We start from the raw sequence: 18,457 nt of genomic DNA on the forward strand, positions 1-18,457 counted from the left end.
CCCCCTCAAGTAATATATCGTCTTTCAAGGCCCCGTTACTGGTAATCAGCTTCAAAGGAATTAACCTTTGATCGAACCGATCATCACCCCCTTAGTGAAATACTTTTGCAGGAAGGGATAGACGGCCATGATCGGTAAGCTAGTTACCATGATTGCTGCCATCTTGAGCGAATCCTGCGGAATTTTCACTTTCGATTGGTCGATGACCGATACACCGTTATTCATACTTAATATTTGAGAAATACTTGTCAACATGTTGCGTAGCATGAGCTGCATCGGATATTTATCCGCGTCGGTCAAGAACAGCATCGGCGTATACCAGTCGTTCCAGCGATCCACCGCGTAGAAGAGTGAGATAGAAGCAATAACCGGCATCGAGGTCGGGATGACGATGCGCATTAGAATTGCAAAGTCGCCTGCCCCGTCAATCTTGGCCGATTCTTCCAGACTCGTCGGGAATTCCCGAAAGAAGGAGAGCATGATCCAAATATAGAACGTGTTGAGCGCTGATGGAAGGATCATAACCCAATAGCTGTTCTGCAAGCCAACACCCTTAATCGTGAGATAGTACGGAATAAGGCCGCCTCCGAAGAACATCGTAAAGATAATGAAGCCCATAATATACTTCCAGCCTGGCATGCCCCTCTTGCTGAGTGCATAAGCGGCAACCGTTGTCAGAAACAAACTGATGAACGTACCAATGATTGTAACAGACATCGAGACCGTGAATGCTCTGCCGACACCGTATTGAATAATCTGCTGATAGCCTTCAAGTGTAAAGGTCGTCGGCCATATCAAGCCGGTCGGTGTGCCGAATGAACTGATCAGGACGGTGTAGAAAGGAAATATGGCGCAAATAGCTGCGAGGATAAAGATAGCATGCAGCACAATATCTGCACTGCTCTTTCCCCTGTTTGCCAAACGATGCTCATCTTGCCCGCCGATTTTCTGATTCACAACTGTCGCTTCTGCCATTACACCAATCCCTCCTGACCCATACGTTTCACTAAGTAGTTGGCAATCATCAAGAGGGCCAAACTGATAACCGACTTAAACAAACCGACTGCCGTAATGATGCCGAAGCCAAGGTTTACTTTGCCGGAGAACGACAGACGATACATAAACGTATCGAGAATGTCCGAAACATCATAAACACCGGGGCTGTACAGGTTGAATATTTGATCGAAGCCGCCATTCATGATCCCGCTGACGGCCAGGATCAGCATCATTGCAGCAACGCCGTTAATCGAAGGCCAAGTAATGTGAAGCATCTGCTTCCATCTGTTCGCGCCGTCCATATAAGCGGCTTCGTAGAGCTCCGGACTGATGCCGGCGATGGCAGCCAGATAGATAATCGCGCCCCAGCCCGCCTCTTTCCATATATTCGTCGTATACAGCAAGCCTCTGAACGTATGAGGATCGGATAGCAAACTGACATTCTCGAGGCCAATATGCGAAAGCACCAAATGCACCGCGCCCGTGTTGCCAAGGATATTTACGAGAATACCGCCAAGCACGACCCAGGATAGGAAATGGGGAAACGTGAATACGGTTTGGTACAGCTTCTTCAGCTTGGAGCCCGCAACCTCGTTAAGCAGCAAGGCTACGATAATCGCCATCGGAAACTCAATGATCAGCCTGCCGATGCTGATGACGATCGTATTTTGAAACGCTGTCCAGAAGTCGGAGTACTTGAAAATATATCGGAAGTTGTCCAGTCCCACCCACGGACTGCCCAGTATGCCTTTGTTGTACATGAATTTCTTAAAGGAAAGGGTGACGCCATACATGGGGATGTACGCGAAGATCGCGTAGTAAACGACAATCGGCACTAAAAACAAATAAAACATTTTATATTGCATGATCCGTTTCCAAAGCACTGTACCGTTCAAATGAACCATCTCCAATATACGTATGTCGTCTTACCTGATGTTCTGTAAGCTATAAATCTATATTAGCTACAAATGAAAGCGCTTCCCATGTACAAAACACAGCTGCTTTTGTCCTTATACTCGAAGTTTTCGGATGAAGCTTCTCCAACAATCTAACAAAGAGACAAGAAAAAATAATATTTGTCTATTTCCGAATCGGGAAAATAAAAAAGACGGCTTTATGCCGTCTCCTACATGCTCGCCCGATATTCTCGCGGCGTCTTGCCGACAATTTTCTTGAATATTTTGCTGAAATAATAGGCATCCGGATAGCCCGCGCGTTCCCCGACACGGTGAATCGGCAGGTTGCTGTTCCTCAGCAGCTCACAGGCGTGACGCACGCGCAGCTCGGCCAGGTAATCCGTAAACGATTGGCTGACATGCTTGATAAACAGCTGGCTGATATAATTGCGGTTCATATAAAATTCATCGGCAAGCATTTGAAGCGATAGATTCTCTTGGTAGTGATTGTTCACGTACTCGATGACGGCAACGAAGGACTCGCTGCGAAAATGCCCTTGATGGTACATGCCGCCCAAGTACGCCCCGGACATCCGTTTCAAATCCTGTATCAATTCGCCGATATCCTGGTACCGCTCGATTAATCGCTCATAGTCGACCAGCAGGTATCTGGCAAGCATTTCTGAATCGTTAGTTTGCGAATGGATAATAGTCGTCAATACGGTGTTGTGGAGGAAGAAAGCGTGCTTGATCTGATAACAGCCGGTACGAAACGACTGTTCATATTGTTCATATAAGGACATTAATTCGGACAAGTTTCGGTTCTGAAGTGCAGCGGGCAGCTGCTTGAAGTCCGAGAACCCTTTCGACTCCCCGACTTGGAGCACGGTTGGCTGACCGGTTATAAAATATTGAAAGGCTGCCATCTCCGCGTCTTCGATAGCCCCCTTCAGATTAGTCACGTTATCGAACACGCCGCTAATCCCAATGCCGCGGAATGTCGAGCCGCTATTCGCCAAATGCTCGTAAAGCGATATCGGTTGATCCTCTTCCATCGCAATATATAAGCATTTACCGCCGCCGGCGCTCAGCTTCAAATGGCGATATGGACGCAGCAGATTCGCATCCGTTACATCCAAGCCGACAACCACGCGTAAACCGCTTGCAGCATCGAAGCCGGCATTGCTCAGCAGCTTCATTACGCGCTCACTGCCTTCTTGTTTATCCTCTACAACCCATTCCAGCACGGAAGGTACATCTTTGGCCGAACGTTCGTCCAGCCTCTCCTTGGCTTTCTTAAGCAGTGGAATAATTTCCTCTTCCTCAATCGGCTTGAGACAGTACCCGATCGCCCCTAAGTTCATGCATTTCTGCACGTACGAGAACTCGGCGAAGCCGCTGACGACAATGAAGAGCGTGTCCAGCTGCAGTTCATTGCATTTCTTGATGAGCTCCAAACCGCTAATCTGCGGCATCCGAATATCGATGAACGCCAAATCGGGATGGAGCTCTTGCATGAGCTGAAGCGCTCTGGGGCTTTGCGTTTCCGTAGCGATAATATCAAAACCAAAGCGAGGCCACTCGATGGCATCCAGCAAATTTTTCACTACCCACTGCTCATCATCAACGATCATAGCTCTATACATGTTCAGCCCTTCCTTCCGTCTGAATTGGAATCCGGATCGTAACGACAGTTCCTTTATTGGCTTGGCTCCATATATCCAGTCCGTAATCATGGTCATATTGAAATTGCAGGCGATGATGGACATTAAGCAGTCCCACACCGGCTTGCATGCCGGAATCCGTCCCCCGGCTCCTCGTATGAATCTGGCTCTTCAGGCCGGCCAATTTCTCCTCAGCCATCCCAATGCCGTCATCGCTGACGGTCAGTATAAGATCATGTCCGCTGTTCAGGTCATAGTGAGCGGTAATCGTCAGCGTACCTTGTTCATATCTCGGTTCAAGTCCATGAAAGACGGCGTTCTCGACCAGCGGCTGCAGGATCATTTTCGGTACAATTACACCCTTCAAACTGTCCGGGATATCGTGCTTGAATGCAAAGCGATGGGAGAAACGAATCATCTGAATGTTCATATAAGCTTCGGCGATGCGGAGTTCATCCGATAAGGACACGGTGTCCTGACCTTTGATGCTGTAGCGGAATATCCGTGACAATGCCCCGGTCATCTCGCGGATTTCCGGCACGCCGCGCTCGGAGGCAAGTCCGCGAATCGTATCGAGCGTGTTATAGAGAAAATGCGGATTCACCTGACTCTTGAGAAAATCAAACTCGGCCCGCTTCTTCTCGATTTCCGACTTTAACAGCCGTTCATTGGAATCGACGAGCTGGCCGGTCAGATCCTGGACGTCCGAGAGCATCTGATTATACCTGATGCCGATAACCTCCGCTTCAGCCGAGCCTTGCAGGTCTACCCGTTTGTTCAAATCCTCTTTATGATGAATTCTCATATAGTGATAGAGTTTGCGCAGCGGCAGAATCATATTGTTCAGGATGAGGAAGAACGGGATCAACAGCAGCAATATACCGACGGCTAACGCGATAACCGTCTGCTTGCGCAGCTTGCGAATATCCTTGAAGAAGACGTCATCCGGAATCAAACGGACGAATTTCCCGCCGATCTGCGGCAGCTCCTTCACTTGAATATGCTGCAGCTTGCCATCCAGCTCTACAATGCCGCTCCCAAGCCCCTCGCTTGGGAAGATGAAGGGTTGTCCGATCTTATCGCGAGCATTGCTCATGAATATGGTGTTATTCCGATCGAGCAGGTACACACTGGTTCCGGGCTGGAGGGATTTGATGTCATAACCTCCGGTAAGTGTCGTCGCGTCGATCAGCAGCACAATCTGTCCGATTTCGTTCGTGTAGCGATCATGGATGTCACTGGAGAAAATGTTCGTGCTGACCGCAAAGCAATTTTTCTCGATCCCCAGGTTCTTGCAGGTTTGAATGGCCGAGAAATACGAATCGGCCTTCTTCGGTATCTTAACGTTCATCAGATTGAGCGTACTGCCCTGCAGCGAGAAGGTTTCGCCGTTCTTACCGATGATCAGGAAATCTAAGATCCCCGGCTTTACCGTTGATAAGTTGATGAACAAGTTCCTCAGCGTCGGATAACGCTGCAGCTTAGACAGAGGATCTTCGTCCAGCAAATAATCCTGGATGGATTTATTGTAAGCGACATTGTAGGTCAGCCATTTGACGACATCGTAGTTCGATAGAATCGTTTGTTCAATCTGGCTGAACATATCGTTTGTGTAGACTTCATTGTTCTTGGTCAGAAACGCAGCGCTCCGGCTGTAGTTAAACAGCAGGATTGCGATAATTAGGCCCATTGTTAAGGTAGCAATGAGAAACATCTGCCCTCTGATTGGCAGCTTCCGCAATACATTCATCGTCTGTCATCCTGCCTCGATATGAATTGAAACGTTTCGATTCCACCTCGATTATAGCACACAAAATGAAACCGCTGTCAGTGTCCCTCTACCATGTAAAAATAAAAAGCGTGCAACTCCTTTCATCGGAATGAAAGGAATTACACGCTTCTCATTGAGGATACTTATTTCACGAGCAGTTTAACTGCATCGTCCATCATTTGCTCACCGGCGATTTTACCGGAGTACAGCCAAGCGCTTGAAGCCGGAACTTCGTAAACATGGTTGTTTTTCACGGCAGAGATGTTTTTCCATACCGGGTTTTTCAATGTTTCAGCTGCATCGGTTTTGTCGCTGTTCACAAGAATGATGTGATCTGCAGTCAATTCTGCCAGCTTCTCCATCGCGACCGGATTCCAAGTTGCTTTGGTCTTCTCCGGAATTTCGTTAACGAGGTTCGGAGGCGTTACGCCAAGATCCTTGTAAAGAACAGCTCCGCTTGATTTGGTTTCGTCTACGATGTAGAAGTTCTTCGCTACGAGCCATAGAACCGCTACGGACTGCTTATCGATCGCGCCGGCAAGCTTCGCTTTCGTGTCAGCTGCTTTCTGATCGTAGTCTGCGATTGCTTTATCTGCATCTGCGCTCTGGCCAAGCAGACCGCCGATTGTTTTAAGCGTTTCACGCCAGTCGTTGTTTACTTTGTCGCCAAGTACGTATGTAGGAGCGATCTTCGCATATTGCTCGTAAAGCCCTTTCTGTACAGCGGACTCGGAACCGACAATGATTAGATCCGGTGTCAAGCTAAGAACATTCTCAACCGGCAAATCCCAGCCGATTGTAGGCACATCTTTCAATTGCGGAGCCAGGTAATCTTGAATGCCGTTTGCAACAGACCACTGAGCAACAGGCGTCTTGCCGAGCGTTACTACAGGATCTTCTAAATAAGAAGCGAGGATACGCTTCGGTTCAGCAGGAATAGTAACATCGTGGCCCATGCCGTCCTTCACGACTTTCTCAGTTGGAGGCTCGGCTGCCGTGTTGTTGCCAGCGTTCTCGGTAGCGGTATTGCCGCTATTGTTGGCGTTATTCTCGGATTTGTTGCCGCATGCGGACAAAACCAGCATCAATGCCAGCAATCCCGTCATGATCAAACTAAACTTTCTAACCATGCTTGTCTTAAACAATGTAAGTGCCCCCTGGGTGATAAATGATTTCTTCACTACATTGCATGATAATGAATCTCATTATCAAAGTCAAGCCAAAATGATGATTTCGATTACGGCTGATTCGTCCGCTGACAATATTGTGTCATGTTCTCCCTGCTTACGCGCATAGTGTTCTAAGATATAGGAAAAGGTCATGTCATGTTCTCCTGCTTCTCCCAGCTTCAAGAAACTTGTGGTACGCTTGTCATAACGATTCTTTCAAGGAGTGCCCTTCATGCCAAATCAAACCCTTTCCCCTCCACGGGAAATGAAGCCGCGCCATATTTTGTTTACCGGCGGCGGCTCAGCGGGACATGTGACCGTCAATACGGCACTAATCCCAACACTGCTTGAGCGAGGCTGGAAGGTCTCGTATATCGGCTCGAAGAACGGAATTGAGAAACAGCTCGTGAGCCGACTCTCGAACGTCGACTATTATGGCATTTCGACGGGAAAGCTGCGCCGCTATATCGATTTGGAAAATGTGAAAGATCCTTTCCGCGTCGTCAAAGGCGTCTTCCAAGCCTTCCGCCTCATCCGAGGGCTAAAGCCCGACGTGCTCTTCTCCAAAGGCGGCTTCGTCTCCGTCCCGGTTGTCATCGGAGCTTGGCTGAACCGCGTGCCCGTGATCATCCACGAATCGGATTTGACCCCCGGCCTTGCGAACCGGATAGCCGGACCGTTCGCCAAGCGGATCTGTATCACCTTCGCGGAGACCGCCAAGCATATTAAAGGCGACAAAGCGGTTCATGTCGGCCCGATCATACGCAGCGAGCTGCGCAATGGGAGCGCGTGGAAAGGCATCAAGTGGTGCAAATTCACGCCGGGCAAGCCTGTCCTTCTCATTATGGGCGGAAGTCTAGGCTCCCAGCGCATCAACGAAGCGATTCGGCGCAATGTCGCTGCGCTTACGCGGACGTATCAAATCATTCATATTTGCGGTAAAGGGGAGCTCGATGCAAGCTGCGATGGCATTCCCGGCTACCGGCAATATGAATATATCCATGATGAGCTCGCGGATGCGCTCGCCTGCACCGAATTGGTCATTTCACGTGCGGGCTCGAATTCGATCTTCGAGTTTCTCGCTCTATGCAAGCCGATGCTGCTCATTCCGCTCTCGAAGGATGCAAGCCGCGGCGATCAAATTCTGAATGCCGAATCGTTCCGGCAATCCGGTTATTGCGAGGTGCTGCAGGAGGAAGAGCTGACCGATGAGGCGTTCTTATCCCGGCTTGCCGAGCTATACGACAACCGAGATACCATCAAGGCACGGATGAGGCAGCACGGGCAAGAGGATGCTGTCGGCCGGCTGATGGCCCTTATTATGGAACAAGGTGAATCGGCTGACGCCGTCCTTTGACGGCGTAGCGCGCTTCATTCCGGAGATGTCTAAGCTCATTTATAGATGTGAAACTTATAAATTTTTAGAAATTGAAAAATGGCTCGTTCGCAGATCTCTGCAAACGGGCCATCTTAATGTGTGGTTACACCATGACAGGGCTAAGCGCCGAAATAAAATTAAGATCTGTTTGTGTGTAGCGTTGGTCTTCGACCAAATTGCCAAATTCGTCGAGTCCGGTTACGGACATCAGCGCATTCGGAACACCTGCTTCCACAGTCAACGACAATTGCACTTCATACGTGACGTTGCCTGCGATATAAAATTCCCGCACATCGTATGAATCTGCGAGCACCTCATACATGGACACGTATGCCGTATAGAACGTGCTGGAATCAACAGAAGCAAACACTTCAACGATAATCCAGACCGATTCCTCGGTGTCCAGATTTCTCGTGCTCACGACGACATTGGTAGCTGCAGTCCCAGACGCTCTGGTATTGGTAACTACGCCTGTTGAATAAGCCATATACGCATCAACTCCTTTCAAGTAGACATGCTGTATTATATGACAAGCTGTCTACATTGACTGGGGTTTTGCGTAATAACTATGAACCATTCTTCCTTGCGTTCAAGCTTACCATCATTTCCGCATATCGACGTTCAGATAATGGATAGAAGGAGATACAAATGACGCAAAGCAGCAATCCGATCGCCGGTAAGATGGACATCATCACATGAATGCCTGTCAGCACGGAATCCGTTTGCTCTCGATCGGCCACATAGCCTGATAGAGAAAGTCCGTATCCCGCTATCGCACCTGCGATCGCGGAGCAAAGCTTCGCATTGAACGTCCCGACTGAGGTTACAATGCTCTCTGAGCGTTTCCCCGTATTCCACTCCGCATATTCAATGGTATCCGCCTGCATGGATGTAATCAGGACAAGAATAAAACCGAGGCCGAACATGCTGATCGCATTAACGGCGAACAGAACCAGCGTATTCTCCGGTTGGATAAAGAAAAGCACGAGATTGGCCGCGATTCCAATCATGCCGCCGATCATAAAGGTTGTTTTCTTCCCTCTCTTCGCGGCAATTCTCGGCGTAATGCCCATGGCTACGAGCATCAGCAGCATTGCGCTTAATAGGAATAGCGGGAGCTTGTCTTCGTCACCCGCGTTATATTTCATAAAGTAAATCGCCATCGTATTCTTCAGTACCAGCGGCGTTGTCGCGAAGAAGCCGGCAAGCGTCACAATTAGCAGCGGCTTATTGCGGATGACCACGTTTACGCTGGCTTTCAGCGACTCATGCTCCGTTCGGGTTCCGACAAGTCGCTCCTGCGTGTTTCGGAACATCAGCATGATAAGCAAGACGCAGATCAGGGCAAAAATAACCGCGGTCCACAAGTAACCGTTTGCATCAATGCCGCCGCCAAGCGCCTTCACGAGCGGACTGACCGCGCCGCTGGCGATAATGATGCCGACTGCACCGAGGATTTTGGGGAAAGCAATGATTTTGGTACGTTCGGCCGGATCGTTCGTAAGCGTTGGTGCAAGTGACCAATAAGGTACGTCGAATAAGGAGTACGCAGTATTCCAGAGCATGTACGTGATATAGATGTAGACGATTTTCATAGGCATGCTAAGCTCAGGCGCATAGAAGCACATGACCGTAAGCAATGCGACGATCATGCCGCCTAGCAGGACGAAGGGTCTGAATTTACCCCATCTCGTGTTGATGCGGTCGATAAAGACCGCCACTACCGGGTCAAGCACGGCGTCCCAAATCCGAGCAATCAGAAACAACGTACCGACAATCGCGGCATCAATGCCAAATTCATCTGTGTAGAAAACCATGAGGAATGTAGATACAAGACCGTAAATCAGGTTTTGCCCAAGTGCGCCTAATCCGTAAGACCATTTTTCCTTTGCGCTTAATGCCTTCATCCCACTGTCTCCTCCGGTTCATCTTTCCTTGCTATCTATTCATTTCAGGTCCTAGTACTACTCGCCTATCAGTGTAATTTGGTTGACCGATTGTTGCAAGATGGTATGCTTTAATTCTAGTGCTTGCTAAACTAAAAAAGATGCCTTTCGCTCCGGGAAACTGGAAACTCCCTTGCGACTGACATCTTTCTAGTGCAGCAGATTTTTCACGCCCAGGATGATGATTGCCCAGAGCGCCAGTGATATAGCTACCGCTGCAAGATAGCCCCATTTGAACCGCATTCGCTGCATGCTTCACCTCTAGTCTATCTACTCCAATAGTATCGCCAAAACCGGTTCCGCACAATCGGTCCGCCCAAGGAGGATCAGCAGGCCATGAAGCTTACGATTACTTATGAGCATGAAATTCCGATTAATGCCTTCTACTGGACGCCTAAATCCTATCGGCAGCCCCTGCATGCCCATGCAAGTTTAGAAATGGGGCTGTGCTTGTCGGGCACGGGGACGTTTTATTTCGGCAATAAACAGTATCATGTCCGGGAAGGTGACTTCTTTCTCGTTAATAATGAGGAGCTGCATATTGCGCAGTCCGATCCACATCATCCAAGTCATTACCTGTTTCTGAATTTCGACAGTGACCTGCTCATGAAGGAGGATCCGAGCCTGCTGCTTCCTTTCTCTTACCGCTCGGAGCATTTCAGCAACCTCATCGCCTCAGATACTCCGCTTGCTAAGGCCATCAAGCCATGGATGAAGACGATTGAAAGGGAGCTGCGTGAAGGAAAGCCGGGCTACAAAGCGCTCGCCAAGAGCGCGCTCATTCAGCTGTGCGGCTTGCTTCTGAGGCATTACCATAGCGGGCTTACCGACTCGCAGCAGCGAACGATGGTGCAATCGGTCAATCAAACCAAGGCGCTGGCCTCGCTGGTTGAGCAGCGCTACCGCGAACCGATTAGTCTGCAGGACATCGCGCAGGAGCTCGGCATCAGCGTCTCCCGTGCCAGCCGCGTATTTCACGAGACGACGGGTCGTCGCTTCGCCGACTACGTCGCTATGCTTCGTGTTCAAGAGGCGAAGCGGCTTCTTGCCGGAAGTGACAAGCAGGTGGCCCATATCGGGTTCGAATGCGGCTTCCAGAGTTTAGCTACCTTTTACCGCGTATTCAAGGAGTCGATGGGCATATCACCGATCCATTTTCGACAAACACTTGGCCTTGACCCAGGGGCAGCTCCCGCAAAAAATGAGAGTTTCCCGCCTGCACCATGAGAAGATGAGCCATCCTTTATCCGTTACAATAAAGCTATTCGACAGAGAGGACTGGTGAAAGCATGGCAGGTTGGGTTCCCTTATTTTCACTGATTCAAGAAGAGATCAAGCAGCGCGGCGAAGAGGGTTGCGATGTGACCGGTTTTGCAGAGAAGCTGCAGGCGGCTGACAATAACGAGACCGCACTGATGGGCGTCTACAAGGAACTGATGGCACTTCCGATTCGGGCGGATTTCCCTTACTCAGAACCTTCCGACCTGGAGACGATCCGCGCTGAAAGCCCAGGAGTAACGGCAATTGCAGCACCTTCATTGCGTGATAGCGAATGGCTCGATAAGTTTAACGGCGCATGGCTCGGTCGTTCCATCGGCTGCGCACTCGGCAAGCCGCTTGAAGCAGGTCCGTTCATGAACGGTTCGGGCGGCAGACCCGGCTGGGCGAACGTGAAGCTGTGGTTTGAAGGCGCCAATGCATGGCCGATTCATGGTTATACGCCGATCGAGTCCGCAAGTGTCGCGGACTACCCGGATCTTCATATTTCGATGTGGTGCAAAGCGAGTACACGCGAGCATATCGCTTACATGGAAACGGATGACGATATCCGCTACACCGTGCTTGGCCTTCATATGCTGGAGGAACGCGGAACTGATTTTGACTCATGGGATGTCGGCAAAATGTGGCACAGCAAGCTCAGCTACGCCCAAGTTTGCACGGCTGAAACACAGGCGTATTTGAACTTCGCGCAAGTGACCTCACATATCGGCGATTCCAGCCGGGAAGAACGTCTTGCCTCCAAGGACTGGGTGAGAACCCACCTGAATCCTTACCGGGAATGGATCGGTGCGCAAATTCGCGTCGATGGATACGCGTACGGCGCTGCCGGCAATCCGGAGCTGGCGGCGGACCTCGCTTGGAGGGATTCCTCGTTCTCCCATGTGAAGAACGGAATCTATGGCGCGATGTTCTGCTCGGCTATGATCGCCGCTGCTTTCGTAGAGAGTGACGTTCGTCGCATCGTAGATATCGGTCTCAGCGTCATCCCAGCGGGAAGCAGGCTCGCGCACGATGTCCGGCACGCCATCGAGATTGCGAATTCAACGATGGATCAAGTCGAGCTTGTCAGCCGCATCTGGGAAGCATTCAAGCAATATGATGCGGTGCATACGAACAACAACGCAGCGCTCTGCGCGGCTGCTCTGATCTACTCCGGCGGCGATTTCGAGAAAGGCATTACGACAGCCGTTCTCGGCGGCTGGGATACGGATTGCAACGGCGCGACTGTCGGCTCCATACTCGGCGCTTTACTGGGAGCCGGCGCACTGCCTGCTTCTTGGACGACACCACTGAACGATAAGCTGTACGCGGAAGTGACCGGATTTCATCCCATTGCGATTTCGGAATGCGCCCGGAGAAGCTATGAGGTGTTCCGCAAGATTCAAGCACAGACGGCAGCGGTCACTGCATAATGGAAAGGAGCTAAGCGGCTGAAATGCGCTTAGCTCTTTTGTTGATTGGTTGAGGTTGCGCGCTCGCGATTGCCACCAACTACTTGGAATCCCTGTATTTTCGCTGAGATAATAGCGATATCAGTTGGAGTGGTGCTGGCTTGAGCTGGTTGGCTTCTCGATCTGCGTCGTTTGCTGGAATTCGGCCAATTATTAGCTCTAACGAATCGTACAAGACTTATTTGCAGCGTAATCGCTTCAAAAAAACTTTTACGAATCGTACAGGGCTTATTTGGCGATTTTGGGGTATTGAGAAGTCGATTATCCCACAATAAGGCTTCTACGATTCGTTAGAATCTCAAAACCTCGAACTCCGGCCAAATAAGGCTTGTACGATTCGTTAGCTTTTCGCGGGAAACTCTAAAGGTGGCATTCGGCTATCTGGGAACTGATTATTTGGGTGATCAGGTTAGTTGGTTGCTGAGAGTGCGACTTTGGAACGCTCAGCTTCCTTTCGGCGTAGTTTCGATGGTGAGAGTGCGTTTTTCGCAAAGAACAAGGGCTCGCCTCAAAAGTCGCCTTGCAACTTTGGAGACTGCCCTTGTTTACGGTCTGCTATGAAGCAGAATAAGACTTGGATTTCTCCTTCTGGTCCTTCTTCATGCCATGCTCCTTGCAGGCTGCATGGATTTCCTCGCGCAGCTGCTCAGCTGTTTTCCCTTGCGTATTGATGCCAAGACGTGTTGCTTTCTCCTGCAGATGCGCCAAACGCTCCGCCTTCTTCGCTGCTTTGAACTTCTCCCACTTCGTAGGATCCTTCTTAATGGCAGCTTTGAGCTCATTATGCAATTGCTCGGCTGTTTTCCCTTCGGTTGAAATCCCGAAGTAAACGGCCGCCTTCTGCAGATGCTCCAGCTTGCGGGCTTCACGATGCTCACGGCCTTTACCGTGATCGCCATGTCTCCAGTGGTCTTGCTTCTGTTCATGCTGCGCCTGCAGCTGGTCGGAGGAGGGTATTGTAACCTCAGCGCGATTCGCGCTTACCGTTCCTGTCGTCAGAATCAACGCCGCAGCTGTGCCGAGGATGGCCAGCCGCGTACGCAACCGATTCGTTGTCATGTACTTCAGCTCCTTTCGCGGGCTGTGAAACTGCCCATTCTGCGATAGTATCCCCGGCAGCCGATAAATTATTCCATTATTTTCATGCTTGATTAGGATCCATCAGCTCGGCTAATTCCCTCTCCAAGACGTCCTTGGCAAAATGCTCCCCGATGAACACGGCAACGTCATTCACCGTTCCCTGCGGCGTAATCCGAATAAACTCCACCTCGCGATACGCGTATTGGAAGAGGAAACGGCTATTCGTATCGCTGAAGGTAACGATGCCTTTGGCGCGATAGACTTCCTTCGGCAGCCGGTTAATGAGCGCTTCGAAGGCGTGGCTGTCTACGGGACCGGACAAATAATGCGTCAAGGTCATGACATGCGCGTGCGAGTTGTAGGTCCCGTCGGCGTGGTCATGGTTGTGATCATGGTCATGCTCGCAGTTGGCGCCGCAGACATGGCTGGTCTGCGCCGGCCGTGCTGCGCGGGCTTCCGTTTTCGTTTTGGCCGAGGCTGCTTGATCAAACATCCCCAGATCGACGACGCAGCGAACCGTCACCGTCAGCGGAGCAAATGCATTTAGCTCGCGCACCAGCTGCTGGACCTCTACGAGCTCTTCCGGTGCAAGCTTGTCGGCTTTGTTCACGATCAGATCGGTCGCGCAGCGAATTTGATCCTGCATGAGCTTGAAGGTTTTGCCGCCCCGGCGGCTGCGAGCAAGCAGCTCCGGCCCGTCGACGACAGTTGCGATTGTGCGCAGATCGATGCGCAGGAACATCGCCGCTTCTGTAATCGCGTCGATGATTTCCATCGGATTAGCTGCGCCGGTGGATTCGATCAGCACGACGTCAGGCTGATGCTCTTCGATCAGCTCTTTCAGCTCGATACTGAGATCACCGCGAATGGTACAGCAGATACAGCCGCTCAGCATTTCTGCCATGGGTACATCCTGGTCGACGAATTGTCCGTCTAAGTTGACGTCGCCGAGCTCATTCATGATGATCGCGACCTTCACATCTTGTGCTTTATAGTAATCTACGACATGGTTTAGGAGCGTTGTTTTGCCGCTGCCCAGGAAACCTGACAGCAGATGGATTGGAATGGCAGTCATGGTTGGATTCGTCCTCTCGTCAATTGTTCAGCGTACAAAGAGCTGTGATTTGTTCTCTGAACGAAGCTGGCTAAATTATACCGTTATTTTTACGAATTTAACAGCTTGTGCGGATAGCCGAATTCCGTTTCACTCTCGCTTCTGCGCACGCCAGAGATTATGTCGAAGAGGTTTTATTTTGGCTGTATGCCGCATATCCTTCTTTGAATGTGGACCTTGGAGGGAGTGTGAGCGCTCGAACATGGAACAATCAGCAATTCCGGTAATCGTATTAAGCGGTTTTCTGGGCAGCGGAAAAACAACACTGCTTCTGAGGCTGCTGCAGCATGCCAAGGCTACCGGTTTACGAGCATCTGTACTGATGAATGAAATCGGAGCCGTTGATGTGGATGGAACGTTAGTGAGCAGTGCATCTGCAACGCAGATGCTGGAGCGGATTACGGAGGGCTGCCTGTGCTGCAGCAAGAAGAGCGAGCTAGCGTCCTGCTTGGAGCGGCTTGCGCTGATGCAGCCGGATGTAATCGTGATGGAGCTGACAGGCGTGGCGAATCCAGAGGAAATTGCGGAGGCGATCACAGAACCGACGATTATCGGCAAGGTGCAGCTGCACCGGATCGTTACGGTGCTGGATGCCGAGCATGCTCTTGACTATAACAGCATCTTCTCCTCTGACCGCGAGCTGATTCGTACGCTGCGCAAGCAAATTGAGGCGGCGGACTTTATTATCGCCAATAAATTCGACCTCATCTCCAATCGAACCGCGGATAAAGTGAAGCAGCTTATTCGAGATCGCAACCAAGCTGCCGATCTCATTACGGCAACTCGCTGCGAAATCGATCCCGCGCTTGTATTCGCGGGAATTGCGCCTTCGCCCGTGAGGCGGCAGCCGGCAATATCCGGTACGCGGACGGCCATCGCGACCGGCGGCCGAATAATGCCCGAGAAGCTGCCGGGCAGCAGCAGCAGCGGCAGAGGCAGCGCCGCCGCCAAGTCGCAAGCGGCTGCAGCAGCGCCCGGCAAGCTCGCTGCCTCCACCGCTACCAAAGCGCCGAGCTCGTATTCGCGCATTCGAACAGCAGCGATTTATCCCGGCGCAGATGCAGCCGGGCTCACGCGGCGTCAGTTCGAAGCTTTCATTAGCGGACGCGGCAACAATTGCCTGCGCGCCAAGGGCTATTTGCCATACGGCAAGGATGGCAGCCTGATGCTGTTCCAGCTGGCGGGCAAACGGCTGGAATGGTCGGCGAGCAGCTACGAGGGCGAGCCGTATTTTGTCATGATCGGCATCGAACTCGACGAGAACAAGATCAAGCAAGAATGGGCGAGGTTCACGGCCGGCAAATAAATAAGGGATATCTCACCAGCCGCCGCCATGGCGGCCTGGATGAGATATCCCTTTATTCATTCAAAGGCTAGCAATCCGCCCCCGTCATCTCGCTCGTAAACATACGCTTATACTCTCGGGGACTGATCTTCTCCGCGGTATCCGGCGCATAATGAAACTGCAGCGCACGCCGGCGCTTCTGCGAGAAATTGAATGCCGTGCCGTGCATGAGCAGCCCATGGAAGAACAGCGCGCTGCCCGGTGCGAGAGGTACAGCGACATTGCGCTCGACAGGCACAACCGTGTCGCAAAGCTGCCAATCTCGCTCCGCATAATGCGGGATGCCGCCGTTCATATGCGAACGGGGGATAATTTGCATGCAGCCGTTATCGAGCCCCGCTTCATCAAGCGCAATCCAAACGCCGATCACTGGCTGATCATATGCAAGGTTGCCATAGGCCATATCTTGATGCCACGGCTTCTCGCCCCCGCCCTTCGGCGGCTTGAGCAGCGCAATATCCTGCACCAGCTTCGGCTTCGCCCCAAGCAGCTTCTCCACGACGGCCAATAAATCCGGGTGATAGGCAACCGCTCGCAGCCGATCATCCACCTCTACAAATTCATATAGCTTGCGGACGGCGAGCTCACGCTCCTCATCGCCGTGAAGCTCGTTCCGCGGCTTCACAAACTGCACCTTCACTGCCGTCTGATCGTCGCTAATGTGCGCCATGATCGCTTCGATCGCACGATCGATTTCGGCACCGGTCAACACATCCAATACCGTCGCGTACCCCTGCTGCCGATAGGACTGAACCTGCTCCTCCCCAACTTCGGCAACGCGGTGAACAGCCTTATGAATCTCGCCGTGCGGATACAACTGCTTGTTGATCTCATCGGGTGATGTCAGTTTGCCGCTCATGGTATCCCTCCTGAATGGTCTTCTACCTCGTCGCTTTGCTAGAACTAGAAACTAGAATCGAAAATACCCCTTCGCATTCTCATAGCACACCGCTTGCACAAGTCCGCCAAGCAGCTCTGCATCATTCGGCACTTCCCCATTCTCCGCCCATTCCCCAAGCAAGTTGCAGAAAATACGACGGAAATATTCATGCCGCGTATACGAGAGGAAGCTGCGCGAGTCCGTCAGCATGCCGACAAACCGGCTGAGCAGGCCAATATTCGCAAGCGACTTCAGCTGCTCCAGCATGCCATCCTTCGTATCGTTGAACCACCAAGCGGCGCCAAGCTGGATTTTGCCGGGAATGCCGCCGCCTTGGAAGCTGCCGATCAGCGATGCCAGCACGTTGTTATCCGCCGGATTGAGCGAATACACGATCGTCCGCGGCAGTTTATTCTGCTCATCCAGCTTGCTCAGCAGTCGCACAAGCGGCACAGCTACCGGACTGTCGTTCATGGAATCGAACCCCGTATCTACCCCAAGCTCGCGAAGGGTTCGCGCATTATTGTTGCGGTGCGCATTCATATGCAGCTGCATCGACCAGCCAAGCTCCGCATAGAGCTCGCCTAAGTAGACCAGCGTGAACGATTTGTATTTCTTCTCGTCCTCAAGCGTTACGCCGCCGCCCTCAAGCGCCCGAGCAAAAATTTCCGCTGCTTCCTCACGCGTCGTCTCCGCCCAAGGCACATAATCGAGCGCATGGTCGGACACTCGGCCGCCAACGGAATGGAAGAACTGAACCCGCTCCTTCAGCGCATGCAGCAGCTCGTCGTAGCTCTCGATGCTGCTTCGGCCCGTTGCCTCGGCCAGCTTCGCGATATAGCCGACAAACGGCGCGCGATTAATCTCCAGCACCTTATCCGGACGGAATGAAGGCAGTACGCGGAAGCCGAGATCCGATTCCTGCGCCAGCAGCACATGATGCTCTAGCGAATCGATCGGATCATCTGTCGTACAGACCACTTCCACGCCCGCGTCACGGATGAAATCGCGAACGGTAAAACCGCCGCCGCGCAGCTTGGCATTCGCCTTCTCCCAGATAACAGGCGCATTCTTCTCATTGATCAGCTCTTCAATGCCGAACAGTCGGCGCAGCTCCAGATGCGACCAATGATAGAGCGGATTGCCGAGCGTCATCGGCACCGTCCGCGCCCATGCGAGGAAACGGTCATAATCGCTGACCCCTTCGCCGCCGGTAATGTACTTCTCTTCGATACCGTTCGCACGCATCGCGCGCCACTTATAATGATCGCCATACAGCCAAACTTCCGTCAGGTTGTTATAGCTTTTATTCTCGTAAATGTCCTGCTGACTTAGGTGACAGTGATAATCCAGAATCGGCATGGCCTTCGCATATTCATGATAAAGCCGTTTCGCCGTCTCGTTATGTAGTAAAAAATCATCATCCATAAAATTACGCATAGTGGGATGTACCACCTTCCTTTAAAGTCCATATCTCCATTTAGCA

15 protein-coding genes are annotated in these 18,457 nt (G+C 51.5%); 4 read left to right on the plus strand and 11 right to left on the minus strand.

The annotated features are described in order from the left end of the window. Nucleotides 1–60 precede the first annotated feature (60 nt). The 5 genes from AC50Y3_RS21615 to AC50Y3_RS21635 all read right to left on the minus strand — a co-directional run bounded on the left by AC50Y3_RS21615 (nt 61) and on the right by AC50Y3_RS21635 (nt 6,472). Nucleotides 61–975, minus strand: a complete 915-nt coding sequence (locus AC50Y3_RS21615) for a carbohydrate ABC transporter permease (protein WP_494820793.1) — start codon at nt 973–975, stop codon at nt 61–63. After that, nucleotides 975–1,892, minus strand: coding sequence for an ABC transporter permease (locus tag AC50Y3_RS21620; protein ID WP_494820794.1), 918 nt, complete (start codon nt 1,890–1,892; stop codon nt 975–977). Before AC50Y3_RS21620 ends, AC50Y3_RS21615 begins: the two co-directional genes overlap by 1 nt. Before the next feature lie 230 nt (nt 1,893–2,122). Then, the gene (locus tag AC50Y3_RS21625) at nt 2,123–3,538 is read right to left on the minus strand and encodes a response regulator transcription factor (protein WP_494820795.1); all 1,416 of its coding nucleotides are present in this window, start codon (nt 3,536–3,538) and stop codon (nt 2,123–2,125) included. Then, nucleotides 3,531–5,306: a sensor histidine kinase gene (locus tag AC50Y3_RS21630; RefSeq protein ID WP_494820796.1), complete on the minus strand. Its 1,776-nt coding sequence runs from the start codon at nt 5,304–5,306 to the stop codon at nt 3,531–3,533. The genes AC50Y3_RS21625 and AC50Y3_RS21630 overlap by 8 nt, the downstream gene beginning before the upstream one ends. A gap of 164 nt (nt 5,307–5,470) precedes the next feature. Beyond that, nucleotides 5,471–6,472 (minus strand): iron-hydroxamate ABC transporter substrate-binding protein, encoded by a 1,002-nt coding sequence (locus AC50Y3_RS21635; protein ID WP_494820797.1) that lies wholly within the window; start codon nt 6,470–6,472, stop codon nt 5,471–5,473. Between the two features lie 289 nt (nt 6,473–6,761). Here AC50Y3_RS21635 and murG point away from each other — a divergent pair, with 289 nt between their 5' ends. Beyond that, entirely contained in the window at nt 6,762–7,853 is a 1,092-nt protein-coding gene (gene murG / locus AC50Y3_RS21640; protein ID WP_494820982.1) for an undecaprenyldiphospho-muramoylpentapeptide beta-N-acetylglucosaminyltransferase, read from the plus strand. Nucleotides 7,854–7,977: 124 nt separating this feature from the next. Here the strand turns inward: murG and AC50Y3_RS21645 are convergent, their stop codons facing one another. Both AC50Y3_RS21645 and AC50Y3_RS21650 read right to left on the minus strand, forming a co-directional pair. Next, entirely contained in the window at nt 7,978–8,361 is a 384-nt protein-coding gene (locus AC50Y3_RS21645; RefSeq protein ID WP_494820798.1) for a hypothetical protein, read from the minus strand. Nucleotides 8,362–8,440: 79 nt separating this feature from the next. Beyond that, nucleotides 8,441–9,781, minus strand: a complete 1,341-nt coding sequence (locus AC50Y3_RS21650) for an MFS transporter (protein ID WP_494820799.1) — start codon at nt 9,779–9,781, stop codon at nt 8,441–8,443. A gap of 375 nt (nt 9,782–10,156) precedes the next feature. Here AC50Y3_RS21650 and AC50Y3_RS21655 point away from each other — a divergent pair, with 375 nt between their 5' ends. Both AC50Y3_RS21655 and AC50Y3_RS21660 read left to right on the plus strand, forming a co-directional pair. Continuing rightward, entirely contained in the window at nt 10,157–11,047 is an 891-nt protein-coding gene (locus tag AC50Y3_RS21655; RefSeq protein ID WP_494820800.1) for a helix-turn-helix transcriptional regulator, read from the plus strand. A 62-nt stretch (nt 11,048–11,109) separates the two neighbouring features. Beyond that, complete coding sequence (locus AC50Y3_RS21660; RefSeq protein ID WP_494820801.1) at nt 11,110–12,513, plus strand: ADP-ribosylglycohydrolase family protein; 1,404 nt, start codon at nt 11,110–11,112, stop codon at nt 12,511–12,513. A 594-nt stretch (nt 12,514–13,107) separates the two neighbouring features. Here AC50Y3_RS21660 and AC50Y3_RS21665 read toward each other — a convergent pair. Continuing rightward, a complete protein-coding gene (locus tag AC50Y3_RS21665; protein WP_494820802.1) occupies nt 13,108–13,611 on the minus strand; it encodes a hypothetical protein in 504 nt (167 codons plus the stop codon). 82 nt (nt 13,612–13,693) lie between these two features. Then, complete coding sequence (locus AC50Y3_RS21670; RefSeq protein ID WP_494820803.1) at nt 13,694–14,707, minus strand: CobW family GTP-binding protein; 1,014 nt, start codon at nt 14,705–14,707, stop codon at nt 13,694–13,696. A gap of 241 nt (nt 14,708–14,948) precedes the next feature. Here AC50Y3_RS21670 and AC50Y3_RS21675 point away from each other — a divergent pair, with 241 nt between their 5' ends. Beyond that, complete coding sequence (locus tag AC50Y3_RS21675) at nt 14,949–16,052, plus strand: CobW family GTP-binding protein (protein ID WP_494820804.1); 1,104 nt, start codon at nt 14,949–14,951, stop codon at nt 16,050–16,052. Between the two features lie 67 nt (nt 16,053–16,119). Here the strand turns inward: AC50Y3_RS21675 and AC50Y3_RS21680 are convergent, their stop codons facing one another. Next, nucleotides 16,120–16,950, minus strand: a complete 831-nt coding sequence (locus AC50Y3_RS21680) for a phytanoyl-CoA dioxygenase family protein (protein WP_494820805.1) — start codon at nt 16,948–16,950, stop codon at nt 16,120–16,122. 51 nt (nt 16,951–17,001) lie between these two features. Beyond that, nucleotides 17,002–18,411 carry a glucuronate isomerase gene (gene uxaC / locus AC50Y3_RS21685; protein ID WP_494820806.1) on the minus strand — a complete coding sequence of 470 codons (1,410 nt, stop codon included), beginning with the start codon at nt 18,409–18,411 and terminating at the stop codon, nt 17,002–17,004. Between the last annotated feature and the right edge of the window lie 46 nt (nt 18,412–18,457).

This window comes from Paenibacillus sp. J22R98 (assembly GCF_059383835.1).

Bases quoted from the DNA above. Each gene is read 5' to 3' on its own strand.
- AC50Y3_RS21615 (WP_494820793.1), bottom strand. From the start codon at position 975: ATGGCAGAAGCGACAGTTGTGAATCAGAAAATCGGCGGGCAAGATGAG.
- AC50Y3_RS21625 (WP_494820795.1), bottom strand. From the start codon at position 3,538: ATGTATAGAGCTATGATCGTTGATGATGAGCAGTGGGTAGTGAAAAAT.
- AC50Y3_RS21630 (WP_494820796.1), bottom strand. From the start codon at position 5,306: ATGAATGTATTGCGGAAGCTGCCAATCAGAGGGCAGATGTTTCTCATT.
- murG (WP_494820982.1), top strand. From the start codon at position 6,762: ATGAAGCCGCGCCATATTTTGTTTACCGGCGGCGGCTCAGCGGGACAT.
- AC50Y3_RS21645 (WP_494820798.1), bottom strand. From the start codon at position 8,361: ATGGCTTATTCAACAGGCGTAGTTACCAATACCAGAGCGTCTGGGACT.
- AC50Y3_RS21650 (WP_494820799.1), bottom strand. From the start codon at position 9,781: ATGAAGGCATTAAGCGCAAAGGAAAAATGGTCTTACGGATTAGGCGCA.
- AC50Y3_RS21655 (WP_494820800.1), top strand. From the start codon at position 10,157: ATGAAGCTTACGATTACTTATGAGCATGAAATTCCGATTAATGCCTTC.
- AC50Y3_RS21660 (WP_494820801.1), top strand. From the start codon at position 11,110: ATGGCAGGTTGGGTTCCCTTATTTTCACTGATTCAAGAAGAGATCAAG.
- AC50Y3_RS21665 (WP_494820802.1), bottom strand. From the start codon at position 13,611: ATGACAACGAATCGGTTGCGTACGCGGCTGGCCATCCTCGGCACAGCT.
- AC50Y3_RS21670 (WP_494820803.1), bottom strand. From the start codon at position 14,707: ATGACTGCCATTCCAATCCATCTGCTGTCAGGTTTCCTGGGCAGCGGC.
- AC50Y3_RS21675 (WP_494820804.1), top strand. From the start codon at position 14,949: ATGGAACAATCAGCAATTCCGGTAATCGTATTAAGCGGTTTTCTGGGC.
- AC50Y3_RS21680 (WP_494820805.1), bottom strand. From the start codon at position 16,950: ATGAGCGGCAAACTGACATCACCCGATGAGATCAACAAGCAGTTGTAT.
- uxaC (WP_494820806.1), bottom strand. From the start codon at position 18,411: ATGCGTAATTTTATGGATGATGATTTTTTACTACATAACGAGACGGCG.